Origin of the sequence: Campylobacter sp. BCW_6460 (assembly GCF_001762705.1) — a bacterium.
Lineage (GTDB): Bacteria > Campylobacterota > Campylobacteria > Campylobacterales > Campylobacteraceae > Campylobacter_D > Campylobacter_D jejuni.
On the sequence record NZ_MJXI01000002.1, the window covers coordinates 1 to 20,425 of the forward strand.

General features: G+C 30.7%; 17 protein-coding genes. 2 read left to right on the forward strand and 15 right to left on the reverse strand.

Going from position 1 to position 20,425, the window contains the following annotated elements; genetic code table 11:
- Positions 1-123 precede the first annotated feature (123 nt).
- Genes AJ881_RS00595 through secA form a run of 3 tightly spaced genes read right to left on the reverse strand, consistent with a single transcriptional unit; the run spans position 124 to position 4,722 of the window.
- Positions 124-909, reverse strand: a complete 786-nt coding sequence (locus tag AJ881_RS00595) for an amino acid ABC transporter permease (protein WP_070282525.1) — start codon at positions 907-909, stop codon at positions 124-126.
- A gap of 22 nt (positions 910-931) precedes the next feature.
- Positions 932-2,137, reverse strand: a complete 1,206-nt coding sequence (locus AJ881_RS00600) for an ABC transporter permease (protein WP_002861692.1) — start codon at positions 2,135-2,137, stop codon at positions 932-934.
- Positions 2,134-4,722, reverse strand: a complete 2,589-nt coding sequence (secA, locus tag AJ881_RS00605) for a preprotein translocase subunit SecA (RefSeq protein WP_070280754.1) — start codon at positions 4,720-4,722, stop codon at positions 2,134-2,136. The genes AJ881_RS00600 and secA overlap by 4 nt, the downstream gene beginning before the upstream one ends.
- 100 nt (positions 4,723-4,822) lie before the next feature.
- Here secA and lolA point away from each other — a divergent pair, with 100 nt between their 5' ends.
- The gene (gene lolA, locus AJ881_RS00610; protein WP_002871477.1) at positions 4,823-5,332 is read left to right on the forward strand and encodes a LolA-like outer membrane lipoprotein chaperone; all 510 of its coding nucleotides are present in this window, start codon (positions 4,823-4,825) and stop codon (positions 5,330-5,332) included.
- On the opposite strand, the gene AJ881_RS00615 is transcribed toward lolA, so the two are convergent.
- Positions 5,329-6,063, reverse strand: coding sequence for a hypothetical protein (locus tag AJ881_RS00615; protein ID WP_002861695.1), 735 nt, complete (start codon positions 6,061-6,063; stop codon positions 5,329-5,331). The genes lolA and AJ881_RS00615 overlap by 4 nt on opposite strands.
- 9 nt (positions 6,064-6,072) lie before the next feature.
- Positions 6,073-7,416, reverse strand: a complete 1,344-nt coding sequence (gene pif1, locus AJ881_RS00620) for an ATP-dependent DNA helicase Pif1 (RefSeq protein ID WP_002881640.1) — start codon at positions 7,414-7,416, stop codon at positions 6,073-6,075.
- A gap of 48 nt (positions 7,417-7,464) precedes the next feature.
- On the opposite strand from pif1, the gene AJ881_RS00625 reads away from it, so the two are divergent.
- A complete protein-coding gene (locus tag AJ881_RS00625; RefSeq protein ID WP_070261209.1) occupies positions 7,465-8,811 on the forward strand; it encodes an SH3 domain-containing C40 family peptidase in 1,347 nt (448 codons plus the stop codon).
- A gap of 11 nt (positions 8,812-8,822) precedes the next feature.
- On the opposite strand, the gene AJ881_RS00630 is transcribed toward AJ881_RS00625, so the two are convergent.
- The 10 genes from AJ881_RS00630 to AJ881_RS00675 form a co-directional block, all read right to left on the reverse strand.
- A complete protein-coding gene (locus AJ881_RS00630; RefSeq protein ID WP_002871473.1) occupies positions 8,823-9,695 on the reverse strand; it encodes an N-carbamoylputrescine amidohydrolase in 873 nt (290 codons plus the stop codon).
- The gene (locus tag AJ881_RS00635) at positions 9,692-10,579 is read right to left on the reverse strand and encodes a cation diffusion facilitator family transporter (protein WP_002861699.1); all 888 of its coding nucleotides are present in this window, start codon (positions 10,577-10,579) and stop codon (positions 9,692-9,694) included. The genes AJ881_RS00630 and AJ881_RS00635 overlap by 4 nt, the downstream gene beginning before the upstream one ends.
- Positions 10,576-11,553 (reverse strand): agmatine deiminase family protein, encoded by a 978-nt coding sequence (locus tag AJ881_RS00640; protein ID WP_070285330.1) that lies wholly within the window; start codon positions 11,551-11,553, stop codon positions 10,576-10,578. Before AJ881_RS00640 ends, AJ881_RS00635 begins: the two co-directional genes overlap by 4 nt.
- Before the next feature lie 98 nt (positions 11,554-11,651).
- Positions 11,652-12,086 (reverse strand): META domain-containing protein, encoded by a 435-nt coding sequence (locus tag AJ881_RS00645; RefSeq protein ID WP_002861701.1) that lies wholly within the window; start codon positions 12,084-12,086, stop codon positions 11,652-11,654.
- 9 nt (positions 12,087-12,095) lie between these two features.
- Complete coding sequence (locus tag AJ881_RS00650) at positions 12,096-13,688, reverse strand: methyl-accepting chemotaxis protein (RefSeq protein WP_070282521.1); 1,593 nt, start codon at positions 13,686-13,688, stop codon at positions 12,096-12,098.
- A gap of 98 nt (positions 13,689-13,786) precedes the next feature.
- Positions 13,787-15,319 (reverse strand): bifunctional phosphoribosylaminoimidazolecarboxamide formyltransferase/IMP cyclohydrolase, encoded by a 1,533-nt coding sequence (gene purH, locus AJ881_RS00655; protein WP_070282519.1) that lies wholly within the window; start codon positions 15,317-15,319, stop codon positions 13,787-13,789.
- A gap of 2 nt (positions 15,320-15,321) precedes the next feature.
- Entirely contained in the window at positions 15,322-16,092 is a 771-nt protein-coding gene (locus AJ881_RS00660) for a J domain-containing protein (RefSeq protein ID WP_044780274.1), read from the reverse strand.
- Positions 16,089-18,275, reverse strand: a complete 2,187-nt coding sequence (purL, locus tag AJ881_RS00665; RefSeq protein ID WP_070282517.1) for a phosphoribosylformylglycinamidine synthase subunit PurL — start codon at positions 18,273-18,275, stop codon at positions 16,089-16,091. Before purL ends, AJ881_RS00660 begins: the two co-directional genes overlap by 4 nt.
- Before the next feature lie 10 nt (positions 18,276-18,285).
- Positions 18,286-19,614, reverse strand: coding sequence for a tRNA uridine-5-carboxymethylaminomethyl(34) synthesis GTPase MnmE (gene mnmE / locus AJ881_RS00670; protein ID WP_070282515.1), 1,329 nt, complete (start codon positions 19,612-19,614; stop codon positions 18,286-18,288).
- Positions 19,607-20,425: a Jag N-terminal domain-containing protein gene (locus AJ881_RS00675; protein WP_070282513.1), complete on the reverse strand. Its 819-nt coding sequence runs from the start codon at positions 20,423-20,425 to the stop codon at positions 19,607-19,609. The genes mnmE and AJ881_RS00675 overlap by 8 nt, the downstream gene beginning before the upstream one ends.

A 20,425-nucleotide genomic window follows, 5' to 3' on the forward strand; every position in this document is an offset into this window, starting at 1 on the left:
GGATTCGAACCAACGGCCCCCTCCTTAAAAGGGAGATGCTCTACCGGCTGAGCTAACGAGACATTTTCTGAAATAAAAATGTGATTATGCCAAAATTAGCTCTATTTGTCAAGCTTTTTTAAATCATTTTTGGCATTTTCTCTCCAAATAACGAGAAAATATATTTATAGGTAAAGTCAAAACAAGATATGTAATAGCCAAAATTACATAAGCTTCAAGAGTAGCAAAAGTATAAGAATTTATCTCTTGTGCACTTTGGGTTAATTCATTTACAGCAATAACGCTTAATAATGAACTATCTTTAATTAAATTTGCAAATTGTCCACTCAGAGGTGCTAAAATATTTTTTAAAGCTTGGGGCAAAATTACATACGCAAAAACCTGCATCTCTTTTAACCCTAAAGCCCTAGCGCTCTCAAGCTGAGATATAGAAATACTTAAAATTCCAGCTCTAAATATTTCAGCTAAGTAAGCAGCAGAAAAACATGATAAAATAATAACTCCAGCCACATATCGATTATCAAGTCCTAAATTATTTGCAACGATATAATATATCAATAATACCTGCACTAGTAAAGGGGTTCCTCTGATAAGCTCTATGTAAAATATAGATAAAAATCTTAAAAAAACAATTGAACTTAAAGAAAAAGCACAAAAAACTCCACCCAAAATTATACTCAGTAATAAAGAAAAAAAACTGATTATTAAAGTATTTAAAAAACCTTGAAGAAATTTTTCTTTATAGGTCGCAATTGCACTAAAATCAAAATGATAAGCACTTATACTAAAACTACAATAACAAAACAATATTAAAAATAAAATCAAAAGAATTAAATTAGTGATTATTTTTGACTTTGATAGAGGTTTTAAAGGTTTAAAATTCTTATTTTTTTGGATAAACAAAGACAATAAAAATCTCCAAAATTACAATTTATTCATTTCTTAAAGTATCTAAAATGTTAATTTGAGTTGCTTTTTTTGCAGGATAAAAAGACGATAAAGCTATGATTATTAAAGCACCTATAATGGTTAAAGAAAAATCCATTAAAGACAAATCAAGTGGTAATTTACTAGTTCCATAAACATCAGCAGGTAAAGTTACAATATCAAAATTTCCTAAAAGCCATAAAGCAAAAAATGCAAGCATCACACCCACTATCATACCGCCGCCGCCAATAAGCATGCCTAAGGCAAAAAAACTCTTTTTTACCTCATTTTTGCTTGCACCTAGGGCAAGTAAAAGTGCTATTTCACTGCGACGATTCATTACTATCATCAATAAAGAACTTACTATATTTAAACTTGCAACCAAAATAATAAGCATCAACACTATAAAAAGCGCTCTTTTCTCAAGCTCTAAGGCTGAAAAGAAATTTTTATTTTGTTCCCACCAACCTACTACAGCATAATCGTCTTTTAAATAAGATTTAATTTTTTCAACATCCTTAAAAGCATTATCACTATATACATGAACTCCATCATAATTTGGATTTTTAGGCATTCCAAGTACCTTTTTCAATGCATCAACATCTGTGTACATATAAGCTTTATCATAAAATGCAAGCCCTGAAGTAAAACGCGCTTTAACATCAAAACGTTTAGTTTGCGGTACTAAAGAAAATCCACTAGGATTAAGATTTGAAAAAATAAGTGAAAGTTTGTCATTTTTATGCAAACCAAATTCATCAATAAGTGCTGATCCTACAAGTATATCAAAACCACTTAAATTCTCATCCTTTAAAGCTTTAGCAACCACTTCGTTTATTTTTTTTTCATCATTAAAATTAACGCCAAAAAGCACACCACCTTCAAAACGATTATCTCCCTTTACAACAACTTGAGTGCTTATATAAGGGCTAAATAACAAATTTGGAAATGTTTTTCTTAACTCATCTATAAATTCATCATTTACAGGAGCGTAAAATTTAGGCAAAATAGTAATAGGATAATTCATCACAAAAAAGCGTTTTTCAAATTCTTTATCAAAACCATTCATAATTGCCATAGCTACAAGCAAAACGCAAAGTCCTACACAAACTCCCAAAAAGGCCAAAAGCATAGAAAGATTGATAAAGGGTTGTTCTTTATCAAATCTTAAATATTTAAAAAGTAAATATTTTAAAACGCTTTTATTCAAGCTAAAATTCCTTGCTTAGGACCACTTTTTCCATGGCATTCTTTAAATTTTTTTCCACTTCCGCAAGGACAAGGAGCATTGCGTGGAACTTTTTTAAACTCAGCTTCGCCAAGATTATCTTCGCTTGCGCCCATTTCTACTGAGCTTTGAAGTAGCTTTTCATTTTCTTCATTGGCTTTATTTTCTAAATTTTGTACCTCTTCTTGATTAAATTGCACACTAAAAAGTAGTTTAATACTATCAAATTTAATACGATTAACTAGCTCCAAGAAAAGATTATAACTTTCTTTCTTATATTCCACAAGAGGATCTTTTTGATTGTATCCGCGAAGTCCTATTCCTGTTTTTAAAATATCCATTTGATACAAATGCTCTCTCCAAGCATTATCCAAAACTTGCAAATATAAAATACGCTCTATATTACGCAATTCTTTAATCTCAAGTCTTGACATCTTTTCGTTATAAGAATTTTCAAGAATTTGACTTAGCTTATCTTGCATTTCAATGACGCTTAAATTTTCAAAATCTTTTTCACTAATCTGAGTTGAACACTCATATAAAATTTTTGCTTTCAAATTTTCAAAATTTACATTAAAACCGCTTTCATCAAGCATATAATCATTCATTACATTTGCGCTATATTCAGCGATATTTTGAGAAATTTTAGCTCTAATATCATAGTTTTCATCTAAAAGCTCATTACGATAACGATAAATAGTTTTTCTTTGTTCATTTGCTACATCATCGTATTCTAACAAATGCTTTCTGCTTTCAAAATGTAAGCTTTCTACTTTTTTTTGCGCATTTTCAACCGCTCTTGTAACGATTCTTGACTCTATGCTTTCGCCCTCTTCTATACCTAAGCGATCCATAATGCTTTTAATACGATCCCCGCCAAAAATTCTTAAAAGATTATCTTCTAAACTTAGATAAAAACGACTTATTCCAGGATCGCCCTGCCTTCCTGCACGACCACGAAGTTGATTATCAATACGGCGGCTTTCATGTCTTTCTGTACCTATGATATAAAGCCCACCCAAAGCCCTAATCTCATCATCGATTTTTATATCCACACCACGACCTGCCATATTTGTAGCGATAGTTACGGCACCTTTTTTACCTGCATCTTGGATAATCAAAGCTTCTTGCTCGTGATTTTTAGCATTTAAAACATGATGAGGGATTTTCTCTTTTACAAGCATATTGTGAAAAACTTCACTGCGCTCTATACTTGCGGTTCCTACGAGCACAGGCTGACCTTTAGCATTGGCTTTTTTAATCTCTTCAATTACGGCTTTAAATTTTTCATTTTGAGTTTTATAGATAAGATCATCTTTATCTTGTCTTTTAATAGGAATATTTGTCGGTATAGAAATAACATCTAAACTATAAATTTGAGAAAATTCAGTCGCTTCTGTTTGTGCAGTTCCTGTCATACCTGCAAGTTTATTGTACATTCTAAAATAATTTTGAAAAGTAATATCTGCTAGTGTTTGGCTTTCTTCTTGAATTTTTACATTTTCTTTGGCTTCTAAAGCTTGATGCAATCCTTCGCTAAAACGACGTCCTTCACTTAAACGCCCTGTAAATTCATCAACGATGATAACTTCATTATTTCTTAAAACATAATGCACATCTTTTTCAAAAAGATTATGTGCCTTTAAAGCTTGATCAAGCTGATGTGCTAAGATAGCATTATCAAGACTGTATAAATTTTCTACACCAAAAAGTTTTTCAGCCTTAGCAATACCTGCTTCGGTAATCAAAACACTACGATTTTTCTCATCTACCACAAAATCACCCTCAGGTTTTGCAGGAGGTAAAACTGCTTCGCCTTTTTGCATTTGCTTAGCTACTTCATTGGCTTTAATATAACCATCTAAAGTGCGATTTGTAGGGCCGCTGATGATAAGCGGAGTTCTTGCCTCATCAATTAAAATACTATCTACTTCATCTACAATAACAAAATTATGCTCTCTTTGAACTTTTTCAACTTTTGAAAATTTCATATTATCACGCAAATAATCAAAACCAAACTCATTATTGGTTCCATAAGTAATATCGCAATCATAAGCTTGCTTGTGCTCTATGTCACTATTTTGAGAAGAAAGAATCACGCCTACGCTAAAACCTAAAAAATTATAAATCGCACTCATTTGCTCAGCATCTCTTTTGGCTAGATAATCATTCACTGTAACGACATGTACGCCTTTGCCACTCATGGCATTTAAAACTACAGGCAAGGTCGCTACAAGGGTTTTACCTTCTCCTGTTTTCATTTCTGCGATTTTTCCATCGTGTAAAACCATACCACCGATTAACTGCACATCAAAATGACGCATATTTAAAGTTCTCTTACCTGTCTCTCTGACTATAGCAAAAACATCATTTAAGATATCATTTTCGTTTTTTTCTCCGCTTAAAATTTGCTCTTTAAATTTTGCAAATTCGGCTTTTAATTCATCATCGCTTAAATTTTGATATTTGCCTTCTAAAGCATTGATTTGTGCTACACGCTTGAAGTATTTTTTAACTTCACGATCATTTTTTGTTCCAAAAACGGCTTTTAAGGTATTTAAAAACATTTTTAAACCTTTATAAATTTTTCAAACTACCATTATAACGATTATTTAATTAAAATTAGCTAGAATGATATAAAAAATATAATTTTTTTAAGGAAAATAAATGAAAAAAACATTCTTGATATTTTTTATTTTTATAGGACAACTTTTTGCCCTTGATCTTAATTTTAATACCTTTTCAAGCGATTTTATCCAAATAGTAAAATCCAAAAACTCTACACTTTCTTATTCTGGACATTTTATACTGAGTAAAGATCAAGCATATTGGAGTTATGATACTCCTAGTAAAAAAGAGATTTATATTAACAAAAATCAAGTAACCATAATAGAGCACGATCTAGAGCAAGTCATTTTCTCTCATCTTGATAACATTCCAAATCTTAATGAAATTTTCAAAAAAGCAAGTCTTATAGATAAAGATAAACTTGTAGCAAAATATGATAATATAAATTATACAATTAAACTCAATCAAGAGCAAATTCAAAGCATATCCTATAAAGATGAATTTGAAAATGATGTTATAATCAATCTAAACAATCAAATTAAAAATCCAAAAATTAATTCCGATGTTTTTAAGGCAAAAATTCCGCAAAATTATGATATAGTTCGCTAATTTTGCGTTGTATTTTCATCAAGCTTTATATCATAACCTGTTTGTGGTAAATGATAAGGCTTGCTTGCGTTATTTTCTTTGAATATTTGTGGAGGATTGGCGATTAAATCTCTTTTAATTTTTTCTTCTATATCTGGAGTCATTTTAGGTGTATTTAAATTATCTATATTGATTTCTCCATTGTCATTTTTATTTTCTTCATCTGAATCTTTGAAAAGCTGTTCAACTTGCTTGGCTTCTAAATTTGGAACACTAGGAGTTGGGATCTTTTCAACACCAGGAACTTGAGTTTTAGGAACTTCTAAGTTTTCAAGTGCTTTTTTTACCTCGCTGCCCATACCTTTCTCTTTAGCCTCAGTACTTTCTAAAAAGCGTTTAAACTCCTCTAAATCAAATTTTTCCACTCCGCTTAAAGATATGATATATATATCATCTAATTTAATCTTATACTTCTTATCTAAAAATTTTTCTAAAGTTTTTTTAAAATTATTTTTTCCAATTTCTGTAAAAATATCTTCGTAAAAAAACCCTGAAATTACTGTATTTACAGCATCAATCAACTTATTTTCATTTTCTTTTAAATTATTCCCATCAAATTCCAAAGAAATTTCAACTTTTTTAAGAACATTTGCTCCACTTTTAGAATACAAATCTGTTCTTATTTTATCTATTTCAAGATTTTGAGCATTTAAACTCAAAGCCAAAAAAACACTTAAAAATATTTTTTTCATTTAATGCCTTTAAATGATTTGTTCTTGTATTTCAAGATCTAAAAAATTATGTTTTTTATAAAAATCAATCACATTAGAATCTATTTTTAAAATATTAGCAAAATAAAATCCAAAATTTATCTTTTTTGTAGAATAAATTTTTAAAGTATTTGGATTTGTAGCGCGAGAAAGAGCGACATAAAGCTGTCCATTTTCAAAAATATGATCAATATCACACACTAATTTTTCAATGCTCATACCTTGTGATTTGTGTATAGTAATAGCATAAGCTAATTTAATAGGAAACTGTGTAACACTTGCAAGAATATTAACAACAAGATCTTTACCTGATTGTTCAAGTTCTTCCATGAAAAAAGTATAAGGTTCAAGTAAAATTTTCATCCCATTATTTTTAATAATACTAATATAAATTTTCTCCTCTTCATAAAGAATATCTTCTATAATGCCTTGCTCACCATTATAATAATTCTTATCCCAATTATTTACACAAAAAATAATACGAGCACCTATTTTAATATTTAATTCTTCCAATATATTTAAGCTTCTAATCCAAGAATCAAGTTCTTCATCTTTTATTCTCTTATCTTCTTTTTTAACCTGAGCCTTAAAGCATACAAGTGGGGTCTCAAGTTTGCTTAATTTTTCTTGATTAATATTGTTTACTTTTTTATTGATGCCACAAAGTAAAGTATAATCATCTTCTAAATTTTCTAATTCTTTATAATCAATTCGCAAAGATTCAAAAAAGCTTAAAATTTTTTCATCTAAAAAACCTTGTCTAATCAAAGATAAATAGTTATAAAATTCCATATTTTGTGTTCTTTTAGGTTGAGAAAGTTTAATGTTCTTAAAATTTAAATCTTGCCAAAAAAATGAAGAAAAAGCATAATAAGAATGATTAAATAAAGTTTCTTTTTTTTCTTTAATTACGGGAGGCAGTTGAAAAAAATCTCCTACAACTAAAATTTTTCCATTAAATTGAGAATTTTTAAGTCTAAAGCCTATCATTTCAAAAACACTTGCGCTAACCATGGAAATTTCATCGATAATAATAAGCTCAATCGTTTTTAAAAGCTCTTTAAGTTTTATTAATTTTTCTTTTTGTTTTTGATTGCGATCCAATGTGTTTAATTTCATCATATCATCACAATACCCTAAACAAAAAAAGCTGTGTAAAGTAACACCGCCTATATTAAACGCCGATAGAGCACTAGAACCAAGAGCTATGGCTAATTTTTTTTGTTTTCTATAAGATTTGATAAGCTCATTTGTCAAAAAGCTTTTACCAACTCCAGCACCACCACTTAAAAAAACATTATCATAAGCTAAAATTTTTTCTAGTTTATCAAGCATTATATTTCCTTGGCTTTAATTATAACTATTTTTTCTAAAAGGTTGATTATGAAATCTTGTTTATATTTTACTTTTATAGTGCTATTTTTAACAGCTTGTTCAACAAAAAATTTAACTTCACTTCATCATGAAAATTTAGAACAAAAAAATGAAAATCAACATTATGCAAAACTTGAATACGAACAAAATGTAAGCATTTTGCCACAATTTGCTTACGATATTAATTTTGATGCAAAACGATATAAAAAATATTTCTTTAACCCTTGGCATGATTCATTTAAAAATTACAAAGGACAAAATATTTTTTGGTCCTTTCCTTTATATTTAAATTCAAAAAATACTTATTATTTTTTCAATAAACAAATTATTCCACTTTCATGGTTTAAAAACGCTATAAATAATGCAAATATCCAAGAATTTGGCAAACTTAATCAAAAAGCTTTAATTATCCAAAATACAATCGTTAAAAATCTTCCAACCCAAAGAGCTATCTTAAAAAATCCTTTTTTTGAAAATGAAGGAATTCCTTTTGACTATGCAAGCGATGGCATTTTAAATGCTGGAACCCCTGTCTTAATTTCACATTTCAGCAAAGATAAGCGTTATGCTTTTGTTTTAGGTGAAGCTGGGTTTGGATTTGTTGAAAGTAAAAATTTGGAATTTTTCTCAAACGATAGAGCGAAAATCTATGAAAATCTTAACTTTATCACACCACTAAAAGAAAAATTTCCTATCTATAGCGAGGATGGTAAATTTTTCTTTGAAAGTAGAATTGGCGCTATTTATCCTTGCTACAAAGAAGATAAAAACTATTTTTATGGAAAAATAGGTTCTAAAAAATATAAAATTTCTAAAAAAGATGTATCTAAATTTCCTTTACAATTCAATGATAAAAATTTAAAAAATCAACTTTCACAAGTTTTAAATTTGCCTTATGGCTGGGGCGGTTATAATTTTGAAAGAGATTGTTCTTTACTAACTCGTGATATCTTTTCAGCTTTTGGACTTTATCTACCAAGAAATTCAGCTGCACAAAAAAATTCTTTTAATCATTTTGATATAAGCACTCTTAGTAATTCTCAAAAAAAAGATTTTTTAAACCGCTTTGGGAAAGCTTATCTTAGTTTACTTTATTTACCTGGACATATTATGCTTTATGCAGGACAAATTACAGATAATAATATTGCCATACATAATATATGGGGCTTAAGAAAAGATGCAACCCAAAGACTTCTCATAAGTTCTAGTGTCATCACTTCTTTAGAAATAGGAAAAAATGAAATTTTAGAAGATAATTTGCTTTTATCAAGACTTAAAGAAATAAGTTTTATAAATTTAAACGAACAAGAAAAAGAGCAAATAAAAAGCTATCTTGAAAATATACAAAACAAATAAGATTTATTGATTTAATCAATAAATCTTTTAGTTAAATCTGCAAAATATTCTATGCGTCTATCTCGCAAAAAAGGCCACCAACGACGCACATTTTCACTTCTTTTTTTATCTATTTCTATGATTTTTACACATTCGTTTTGAGAATCTAAAAGACAAAGTTCTTCACCTTGAGGGCCAAAAACAAAAGAATTTCCCCAAAATCTAATGCCCTCTTCTACCCCACTTACATCTTTTTCAAAACCTACTCTATTGATAGCTACTACATATAAACCATTAGCTATAGCATGTCCTTTTTGAACACCAAGCCAAGCATTGAGCTGCCTTTGTTTTTCTTCATCTTCATCCTTATCAAACCAACCAATTGCCGTGGGATAAATAAGAATCTCAGCTCCTTTTAAAGCCATAATTCTTGCTGCTTCAGGATACCACTGATCCCAACAAATAAGCACTCCAAGCTTACCTAAACTTGTATTTATAGGTTCAAAACCCAAATCTCCAGGAGTAAAATAAAATTTTTCATAAAAACAAGGATCATCAGGTATGTGCATTTTACGATATTTACCTGCTATAGAACCATCTTTTTCAAAAACCACTGCAGTATTATGATAAAGTCCGGCACTTCGTTTTTCAAATAATGAAGTAATAAGCACTATTTGATTTTTTCTAGCTATATTTGCCCAAAATTTCACATCTTTTTCATAATCATTAGCATAGTCAAAAAAATCCACATTTTCACTTTGACAAAAATACTCACTTTGATGAAGCTCTCCTAAACAAATAAGCTCAGCTCCTTGTTTAGAGGCTTCTTCTATAAATTCGCAAGTTTTTTTTATAGTTTGTTCTTTGTTTGAGTGAAATTTTTGTTGTATTAAAGCGATTTTCATTGTCTTTGCCTTTCTTGTTCTGCATCATCATAAGGATCTAAATGAATTTGTATATCCCATTTTTCATTTTCAAACATCTTACGCACACCTTCTTCTATTTCATCTGAAATTTTATGCGCATTTAAAAGCGAAATTATAGGGCAAAAAACCAAATGCACGCTTAAATAATTACAACTTGGAGTTTTACGCGTCTTTAATTCATGATAGGAAATTATTTCAGGATTATTAGAAATCAAAATACAAATTTTATCCACTTGTTCCTTAGGTAAAGCCTCATCCATTAAAAAAGCCAAAGCTTTTTTAATGATTTTAAAAGCAGAAAATGCCGTATAAAGACTGATCACTATCCCAAAAATAGCATCAATAATATGTAAATTTGTAAAATAAATCAAAACCAAAGCCCCTAAAGTACAAGCATTGGTTAAGCAATCTGTTTTGTAATGCAAAGCATCACTTTCTATAATCAAACTTTTGGTTTTTTTAGCTACATAATTTAAAAAAAGTACAAGAAAAAAAGTCATAATTAAAGCAAAAATCATCACATAGATGCTTGAATTTAAATCTTTAATTTCTTCTTTATAATAAATCTTTAAAATACTCTCATAAAAAATAAAAATCCCCACGCCAACTATAAAAACACCTTCTAACAAACCCATTAAAGCTTCAATTTTAGAAAAACCAAAATTATAATTTTCATTCGCCTTTTGTGAGCTTTTTTTAAGAGCTAAAAAATTAAAAGCAGAAATAGCAAAATCCATTAAAGAATCAATCGCACTTGAAAGCACCGCAACAGAACCACTTGTTAAGCCTACTATAAATTTAACCAAGGCTAAAACAATAGCACATAAACTTGCTACAAGAGTTGCTTTTTTTTGCAAACTCATCTTAAACCTTTGAAACGATTTTGACAAGAACAATGCAAAGAACCGTTTTGTCGTAAAAACACTCTTGCATCTACTCCTATAATTTTATGACTAGGTAAAGCTTTAGAAAGTCTTTTAGCTATGATTTCATCATTTTTATCCTTATAAAAAGGCACAATTAAAGCATTATTTATAAAAACAAAATTCGCATAAGTCGCTCCTAATCTTCTTCCTTCATAGTATAAAGGCTTAGGTATGGGAAGCTCTACTAAATCAAAGCCTGTTTTTTTAAGCTCTTCTTTCATTTTTTGCAAAGGCAAATAATGCTCATCCTCTTCATCTTCGCAAATACAATGCGCTATGGTATTTTTATCTATAAATCTTGCTAAGGTATCGATATGATGATCTGTATCATCACCTTTTATGAAACCATTTTCTAACCAAATAATTTGCTTTAAACCAAAAATTTCTTTTAATTTTGTATCAATTTGAGTTTTGTTTAGATGAGAATTTCTATTTTCATTTAAAAGACAATGAGAGCTTGTAAGCATCACACCCTCTCCATTAAAGTCAATGCTTCCTCCTTCTAAAACAAAATCCACCTTTTTAAGCCCCTCTTTAAATTTTTCTTTAAAAAGCTTAGAATTTACAGCATTATCAAGCTCACTTTGAAATTTATTTCCCCAAGCATTAAAAGTAAAATCAAGAGCCTTTAAACGACCATTTTCTACTATATCTATAGCTCCAAAATCGCGTATCCAAGTATCATTTGTATCACATTTAAAAAACTCTACATTTTTTATATCTTTAAAATTTTCAAAATCACTCTGTTTAGGAGCTATAAGTAAAACTTTTTGAAATTCACTTACCACTTTTACAAATTCTTTATAACTTTGCAAAATTTTCTCTAAATATGAACTCCAATCGCTTTTTTCATGAGGTAAAGAAAGCATGAGGTATTCTTGCTCGCTCCATTCAGGAATTGATTTTATCATTTAACTACCTTTTTTGATAATAAAATTATAATTGTATCATTTTTTGGAATTTTGTCAAATTTAAGAAGATTGCCTCGATATTTCGAGGCTTTAGTGTATTATTTAAAAAAGATTTTCATTTCATCATTACTTAAAACAAGTTTTCCATTTTCATTTGAAATTTTAAAAGTTCCTTTGAAATTTGAAAGGAAAGAATTTTCAAAATCCATTACATCCATTGGGTGACAAAGCATTTGAGTTGAAGCTACGCGATCACCTTCGATTTGCAAAGTATCTGCCTTAGTTTGGTAAGAACCAAAAAAACGATTACATCCTGAATAACCATAAAATTTATTATTTTCAAAACTAATATTTGGACTTTCCTCTGCGTTTTTTGGATCAAAAGTTTTACCATTAACTATAATTTTTTCTATTTTGAAAAGCTGGTTCTGCACAAGTTCATTATTACCTTTAGAAGCAGATGAAGTAACAGAAGTACTAGCACAACCCGCAAAAAAAGTTGCAGCTAAAGCAATTTGAAGCGTTTTTTTCATTTTATTCCTTTAAATTTGAAATTGGTTAAGTTCGCTTTCGAGATTATGACACACTATTTTTAACTCATCTGCAACTTGAAGCAGAATTTTAGAAATTTCTTCATTCTTTTCACTTACTTCGACATTTTTTTGCATACGAGAAAGTAAATTTTGTATATTCTCTTGGGAAATTTTTATTTTTTCAGTACATTGAGTTACCAAAGCCCTAGCATCTTCGTTGCATAATTTAACCTCATTAGCATCATCAACCAATAAAGTGGTGTCATCATTTAAAGCTTGTATACTTTGAGCATTTTTCTTTAATTCTGCGCTAACCTCATTAATACTTTGCAAAAGCTCTTTTGTAATTTGAGCTACATTTCCCAAAAATTCTTCACTGTTCTGAGCCAACTGCCTAACATCCTCAGCAATTACAGAAAAACCTCGTCCAAATGCACCAGCCCTAGCTGCTTCTATGCCAGCATTTAGGGATAGTAAATTGGTTTTATCTGCAATCTCATCCATCATTTGAGTTGCTTTTTGTATATTACCTGCTTGATTAACCATGTTTTCAACTTTTTTAGCCAATTCATTTTCATTTTGAGATACTGTTGATACTTTATTAGCAACATTAAACAAAGATTTAAGCATTTGCTCTAATAATAAAAAGGATTTTTCATTGGCACTATTTGCCTTATTTGACAAACTAGCAAGTTCTCCAAGTTCATTGCCAACATTTGCACCAAGTTTAAAACTTTGATCTATTTGCTTATGACTTTGTGAACTGATATCACTTAAAGAAATAGCATTTGAATTTAAAAGATTGCTTTGTTTTTCTACATTTTTTGAATTATGACTTGCACCGCTAACTGCCTTGTGAGTTTTTTTGATAAATTGATTGATATATCCACAAGCTAAAGCAATTTCATCTTGACCTTTAACTGAAATACGAGCTTTTAAATTGCCACTTCCTTGAGCTAATTCTTTAGCATGATTTAAAAGCTCTAAAACAGGCTTTCCAACAACAACTTTAAGCATTAAAAGAACCACACAAAGGGTAAAAATCAAAGCAATAGTAAATATTATAATATAAGATTGACTGGTTTTACTTATATCTTTTTGAACACCTTCTAAAGAATGCGATATATCCATAACCCCTATCACGCTCCCTACATTAGCATTTGCATGACAAGCAACACAACTTTCATCTGCAATCAAAGGGCGTATCAATCTTAAATGCACAACACCATTTACATTTTCTTCTAAAGCTTGAATTTTAGGATTTGAAAATTGTTCTATAATACGCTTATCATTTGAAATTTGAGGGGCTTTCATCTCAAAAAGATCTATAGTATCTTTTGAAGGATAAATTTTAATATCACTAATACCCTCTATACTTTTTGCATCTTCAATGGCTTCTTTAATTTTTTCAGGATCTCCTAAATTCATAGCCATTCTCATTGTTTGAAAAACAGAAGTACTTACGGTATCTAAATTTGCCCTGCTCATTTTATTGGCAGTATTTTTAAAGTCCAAATTTAAAATCACTTGCATTACAATAAAACTTATAAGCAACACCACAAAAATTGCAGCAGAAACCTTAAATCCTATAGTTTTAAACATCATAGTTTCCTAAAAATAAAATTTTTCGGAAATATTTTACACATAATTTATTTAATTTTTATTGAATTATGTGTAAAAAACATAACATTCCATTAAACTTAATGTAAAAAATGTCTTACGCCTGTGAAATAAAGCGCCATACCATACTCATCAGCCGCCTTTACCACTTCATCATCTCTTATGCTTCCGCCTGGTTCTACTATAGCTTTAACCCCTACTTTACTTGCTTCATCTATGCTATCTCTAAAAGGAAAAAAGGCTTCACTTGCTAAAACGCAACCTTGCAAATCAAGTCCCATTTCTTTAGCTTTAGCGATTGCTGCCTTTGCTGCATCGATTCTACTTGTCATACCCATACCTATAGCCACCATAGCGCCATTTTTTACATAAACAACATTGTTTGATTTGGTAAATGCTGCTATTTTCATAGCGATTTCAAGATCTTTTAATTCTTCCTTACTTGCCTCTCTTTGACTCATAAGCTTTGCATTTTTAAGCTCATCTTCGCCTACTTCATCGCTGTTTTGATATACAAAACCCCCATCAATATGTTTAAAATCATATTTATCAAAACTGCGGATTAAAAACGGACTTTCTTGAGTGAAAATTTTAATGCGTTTTTTACCTTCAAACACAGTTAAAGCTTTTTCATCTACATTGGCTGCAATGATTACTTCTACATAAATTTCATTGATTTTATTTGCTAAAGCCTCATCAAGAGTTCCATTGATTGCAACCACTCCTCCATAAGCACTGACGCTATCGCATTTTAAAGCATATATATAGCTTTGTACTAAATTTTCTTTTATAGCAAAACCGCAAGGATTTCCATGTTTTACTATAGCAATAGCTGGAGCTTTATCGAAACTACTAGCCAAATTTAAAGCTGCGTTAATATCGGTTAGATTGTTAAAACTTGCTTCGCCTTTAAGGGCTTTGAAATTTGCGCTAAAAAAGACATCAAACTCGTATAAAGCCCCTTTTTGATGTGGATTTTCTCCATATTTTGTATCAAATACTTTTTGTCCTACTATAAATTTGCTCGCTCCAAAACCTCCGTTAAAGCGTTCATTCATATAATTTGCAATATAAGCATCGTAATTTGCTGTATGCTCATAAGCTTTTATCATCAAATTTAAACGAAAATTCTCATCATTTTGACCTTTTTTTAAAGTCTCAATCACTTTTTCATAATCAAGTGGATCGCAAAGTACCATCACATCTTTATAGTTCTTTGCTGCACTTCTTATCATCGCAGGTCCGCCTATGTCGATATTTTCTATAATTTCATCAAAATCATCGCTCATAATGGTAGTTTTTTTAAAAGGATATAAATTTACACAAACTAGATCAATGCCTAAAATTTCATTTTCTTTTGCTTGTTTGATATGATTTTCATCGCTTCTTTTATGCAAAATCCCACCGTGAATCTTAGGGTGCAAAGTCTTCACACGCCCTTCAAAAAGCTCAGGACTCTTTGTAAAATCACTCACTTCTATAACTTTTATTCCATTTTCTTTTAAAAGCTTAAAAGTCCCGCCTGTTGAAAGAATCTCAAAACCTAAATTTTCAAGCTCTTTGCCAAATTCTACTATGCCTTCTTTATCACTCACACTAAGTAATGCTCTCATTTTTACCTTTCTAAATATTTTTTAACTTTTTCATAAGCTTCGTTGATTTTTTGAAATTTCTCTACGCCGATTTTAAGCTCTTCTTCGCTGACATTGTTTGCGTTTAAAATATCAGGATGGTATTTTTTTGCTAAATTGCGGTATTGTTTTTTTACCGCATTTAAATCTGCATTATTTGGAAGTTCTAAAATAGCAAAAGCTTCATCAAGACTTAATTCTTTTTTAGAACTTTTTAAATTTGAAAGACTTGCAATAAAAGCATCTAATTCGCTTTTTGCTATATCAAAGGCTTTAGCGATTTGCTCTAAAATTTCACGCTTTTTAGCATTAAAATCTGCATCGATTAAAGCCATAAAAACAAGCACACGCAAGACATTAAAACGCTCATTTTTAGGTAAAGGCACTTCTTTTAAAAAATCTTTTGCCACATAAAAGGCATCGCTTAAATTTTCTTTATGTTCGTTAAAACTTGCTTTTAAAAAAGCTCTTTCTTTTTCATCTTTGGCATTTGCATCTAAAAGATCTTTGATCATTTCAGCTTCATTTTCACTTACTCTGCCATCGCTTTTTGCAATTTTTGCCAAAAGTGCGATAACATAGTAATTCATACGCCTTTTAAACTCATCCATTCTTTCTTCCATAACCCCACGAGCAAAACCCTTAGCAAAGCCTTTAGCTCCTCTTGTAGCTGAGTTTAAAAAATCCTGTTTTCCCCAAGTTTTATAATACCAGTAAAACACCAAAACAACGAGTATAATTAAAACTAAAGTCATTGGATTTGCTCTTTAAAACTTTCAAAATAAAGCTTATCAAGTTCAGCCTTGCTTAACTCAATGCTATCAAGTTTAAAATGTTTTTGGCTTGTACTCACACCTAATTTATAAGCTTTTACTCCAAATTCTTTAGCTAAATTTAAAAAAGCTTCTTCATTTTCTTTACTAAGCCCTACTATAGCACGACTTGCACTCTCATCAAAAATCATTTTTTCATCATCAAAATCACTTGTTAAATTTGCACCCACACTAGAAATAGCAAACATTTTTGCCAAAGTCATAGCAATACCCCCTATTCCTACGCTATTGGCACACTCAAGTAAAGAATTTTGATTGGCTTTATAAAGCAAATCCCAAAGTGCAAGTTCAGCTTTATAATCAAGCTCTTTAAGACTTCCTGATACTTTTTTATCTTGGATTTTCATTACCATAGATCCGCCAAATTCTCCTAAACTTTCACCCAAAAGATAAACGCTTAAATTTTCTTTTTCAAAACTAGCTTTTAAGGTTTTATTTGCATCTTCTAAAACCCCTACGCTTACTATAGTAGGACTTGGATAAATACTTACGCCTTCAGTTTCATTATAAAGTGAAACATTGCCGCTTACTACTGGGGTATTTAACTCTTTACAAGCTTCTTTAATACCTTTGCAACCTTGTGCGAATTGCCACATCACTTCAGGATTTTGCGGATTTCCATAATTTAAACAATCACTTATTGCCAAAGGCTTAGCTCCTGTGCAAGCAACCTTTCTTCCTGCAGAAGCTACTGCTAAAGCTGCTCCTATTTTAGGATTTACATAATTTAAGCGTGAGTTACATTCTACAGCCATAGCCACACTTGCACCATTTTCTTTGATACGAATAACACTAGCACCTAATTTTCCATCAGCTTTTATGGTATTGGTTTGCACGCTTGAATCAAATTGATCATAAATAAAAGCTTTATTATTAATATTTTCATTTTGAAGCATTTGTATAAAAAGCTCTTGAACACTTGATTTTAGCTCAAATTTATAGTCTTTAATTTCACTTAAATATTTTGGCTCACTTATAGGACGACTTAAAACCGGCGCTTTTTCACTTAAAGGCTCGATAGGAATAAGCCCTACAAGCTCATCATGCCAAAAAAGTTCCATTTTTCCTGTATTGGTAACCTCACCCATAACCACAGCATCTAAATCCCATTTTTTAAAAATTTCTATAACCTTATCTTCATAGCCTTTTTTTGCACAAATAAGCATTCTTTCTTGAGACTCGCTAAGCATTAACTCATAAGGAGTCATACCGCTTTCACGCATAGGAGTTTTATCTAGGTAAAGCTTCATGCCACTGCCACTTCTTCCTGCCATTTCAAAAGAACTTGAAGTAAGCCCTGCAGCACCCATATCTTGAATACCCACAATATAATCGGTTTTAAAAAGCTCTAAACAAGCCTCCATAAGAAGTTTTTCACTGAAAGGATCGCCAATTTGCACTGTAGGACGCAAAGATTTGCTTTCTTCGTTAAAGCTATCACTTGCCATAACCGCTCCACCAAGTCCATCACGCCCTGTTTTTGAACCTACATAAATCACAGGATTTCCTACACCTTCAGCCTTAGCATAAAAGATATCTTCACTTTTACAAATCCCTAAAGCAAAGGCATTAACTAAGATATTTCCATTAAAACACTCATCAAAAGCACATTCTCCACCTATAGTTGGCACACCCATGCAATTTCCATAATGAGAAATTCCATTTACCACACCTTTAACAAGGTATTTTTGATGTTTGCCGCATTTTTCATCATGAATATTACCAAATTTTAAAGAATTTAGCCCTGCAACCACTCTTGCACCCATAGTAAAAACATCACGTAAAATTCCCCCTACTCCTGTAGCCGCACCTGCAAAAGGTTCGATAAAGCTAGGATGATTGTGACTTTCTACCTTAAAAACTGCTGCCATACCTTGCCCGATATCAATAACCCCTGCGTTTTCTCCTGGGCCTTGAATCACCCAAGATGCTTTAGTTGGAAAACCATTAAGATATTTTTTACTGGATTTATAAGAGCAATGCTCACTCCACATCGCAGAAATAACCCCAAGTTCTAACAGATTTGGTTCTCGTCCTAAAATTTCTAAAATTTGTGCATATTCTTCATCGCTGATTTTATGTGCTTTTATGGTTTCTTTATCCATTTTTATCCTTTCATTTTCCTAAGCAAAAATTACCAAACATTTCGTCTAAAATTTCATCTCTTTGAAAATCTTTGGTAAATCTTGCAAGTTCATTAATAGCTAAATTAAGTTCAAAAGCAAAAAGTTCTAAAGAACTTTCCTCTAAAAGTCCTTTAGCTCTAAAAATCGCTTCACTTGAAATTTTACAAGCATTAATAAGATCTAAAGAACTTACCATAATACCTTCGCTATCAAAAGAATTAAGATAATTTTGCAATTCTTCTTTTAACAAAGTGATATCTTTTTGAGCACTAAGCTTGATAAAATTTTTATTTTGAGTATTTTTGAAAACATTTTCTAAATCACTTTTATTTAAAATCCAAAAGATTTTTTTATCAGTATTTGCTAATAAGTCAAAAATTTTCTCATCTTCTTTATCTTGCACTCTTGAAGCATCAAAGACTGCCAAAATAATATCTGCATCTTCTAAACTTTTTTTACTTAAAGCTACGCCGATTTGTTCTATAACATCTTTACTTTCCCTAATACCCGCTGTATCTATAATGCGTAATAAATGCGTTCCTAATTTAAAGCTCTCTTCTATAGTATCACGAGTGGTGCCTGCTATATCTGAAACAATAGCTCTTTCATAAGAAAGCAAGGCATTTAAAAGCGAGGATTTGCCTACATTTGGCTTACCTACAATAGCGATTTTAAAACCTTCTATAAGTCCTTTTTTGCTTTGAGAAAGTGTATAAACTTCTTTTAAAATTTTAGAATTTTCTTCACACATAGTAGAAATTTGTTCTAATAAATCAGAAGGTAAATCATCATCAGCATAATCAATGCTAGTTTCTACAAAAGCTAAAGTTTTAACCAAATCTGTACGAATTTTTTCTAAAAGTTCTCCTAGATTTCCTTGCATGTTGCGTGCTATAATTTTAGCTGCAAGCGCAGATTTTGAAAGTATGAGATCTTGTATATTTAAGGCTTTTAAAGGAGTCATTTTGCCATTTAAACACGCTCTTTTGCTAAATTCTCCTGCTAAAGCAAGTCTTGCCCCTAAACTCACAAGTTCTTCGAGTAAAACTTCACTCACACTAAATCCTCCATGAGTTTGAAACTCTACTATATCTTCACCTGTAAAACTATAAGGAGCTTTAAAATATATCATTATAGCTTCATCGATGATTTCATTGTTTTGATTAAAAAGTTTTGTAAAAGTAGCATGGCGGGGGGTGAGTTTGGTTTTGTGGCTAAGCTTTAAGGCAAATTCTAAAGCTCTTTCACCGCTTAATCTTACAATAGAAATCGAACCCACGCCATGAGCTGTGGCAATAGCCGCTATAGTATCACTCATCTTTTTTGAAAAAGTCGTTTATTACAACAAATCTTTGATCATTATTTTGCTTAATTCCTACATACTTATCTGGAAATGCAGCTCTTAACTGCTCTAAAGCGATTTTTATCAAAACCCCATCTAAAGGTTTGGTTTGTCCGCGTCCATGAATTTTAATTTTTTCAATCACGCTTTGTAAATAAAGCTGCATACCTTGAATTTGATTTTCTAAAAATTGAGCGATCTCAAGGCGCACTAAAAGATTATATTTTAAATTGATCCAATTATGCAAAAGATAAGAAATAGCCTTGTAACGATGTGCTTCTTTGCCTATCATCAAAGCAGCATCTTCCCCATCCAATCGAATCAAAACACAATCTTCATCATACATTCTAAGTTCACTAAGCTCTATTTTAAACTGGGAGCTTTCTAAAAGTTTTACAAGCTGAATACGAATCTCATCTAAAATATCCTGAGTATTACGCACTCCTTTGCTTTCTCGATGAAAACTATCAAAAATTTCATCACTTTTTACTATGTATTTTTCTTTTTGACTTTTATTTTTTTCATTTTTTATTTCAATCTTGTTTTCTTGTTTTGGCTCATGTATTTCTGGTTTGTGATTTTTTGAACTTGTAAATTCTTTTTTAGGATTTTTTTTCAAAATCCTTTTTTTTGCTTTAGCCTCTATAATTGCCTTTTTTCTTCCAAATCCAAAAAAACCTTTTCTTGGATGCTGAATAATCTCATATTCTAAGTCCATCACAGAACATTCTAAACTTCTTGAAGCTTCTGTTAAGGCACTTTGAAGATCAATGGCTTCGATTTTCAT

Excerpts from the sequence above, each read along its gene's own strand:
- AJ881_RS00615 (WP_002861695.1), bottom strand. The coding sequence starts at position 6,063 with ATGAAAAAAATATTTTTAAGTGTTTTTTTGGCTTTGAGTTTAAATGCT.
- AJ881_RS00660 (WP_044780274.1), bottom strand. The coding sequence starts at position 16,092 with ATGACTTTAGTTTTAATTATACTCGTTGTTTTGGTGTTTTACTGGTAT.
- purL (WP_070282517.1), bottom strand. The coding sequence starts at position 18,275 with ATGGATAAAGAAACCATAAAAGCACATAAAATCAGCGATGAAGAATAT.
- purH (WP_070282519.1), bottom strand. The coding sequence starts at position 15,319 with ATGAGAGCATTACTTAGTGTGAGTGATAAAGAAGGCATAGTAGAATTT.
- AJ881_RS00635 (WP_002861699.1), bottom strand. The coding sequence starts at position 10,579 with ATGAGTTTGCAAAAAAAAGCAACTCTTGTAGCAAGTTTATGTGCTATT.
- lolA (WP_002871477.1), top strand. The coding sequence starts at position 4,823 with ATGAAAAAAACATTCTTGATATTTTTTATTTTTATAGGACAACTTTTT.
- secA (WP_070280754.1), bottom strand. The coding sequence starts at position 4,722 with ATGTTTTTAAATACCTTAAAAGCCGTTTTTGGAACAAAAAATGATCGT.
- AJ881_RS00650 (WP_070282521.1), bottom strand. The coding sequence starts at position 13,688 with ATGTTTAAAACTATAGGATTTAAGGTTTCTGCTGCAATTTTTGTGGTG.
- AJ881_RS00645 (WP_002861701.1), bottom strand. The coding sequence starts at position 12,086 with ATGAAAAAAACGCTTCAAATTGCTTTAGCTGCAACTTTTTTTGCGGGT.
- AJ881_RS00640 (WP_070285330.1), bottom strand. The coding sequence starts at position 11,553 with ATGATAAAATCAATTCCTGAATGGAGCGAGCAAGAATACCTCATGCTT.
- AJ881_RS00675 (WP_070282513.1), bottom strand. The coding sequence starts at position 20,425 with ATGAAAATCGAAGCCATTGATCTTCAAAGTGCCTTAACAGAAGCTTCA.
- pif1 (WP_002881640.1), bottom strand. The coding sequence starts at position 7,416 with ATGCTTGATAAACTAGAAAAAATTTTAGCTTATGATAATGTTTTTTTA.
- mnmE (WP_070282515.1), bottom strand. The coding sequence starts at position 19,614 with ATGAGTGATACTATAGCGGCTATTGCCACAGCTCATGGCGTGGGTTCG.
- AJ881_RS00625 (WP_070261209.1), top strand. The coding sequence starts at position 7,465 with ATGAAATCTTGTTTATATTTTACTTTTATAGTGCTATTTTTAACAGCT.
- AJ881_RS00630 (WP_002871473.1), bottom strand. The coding sequence starts at position 9,695 with ATGAAAATCGCTTTAATACAACAAAAATTTCACTCAAACAAAGAACAA.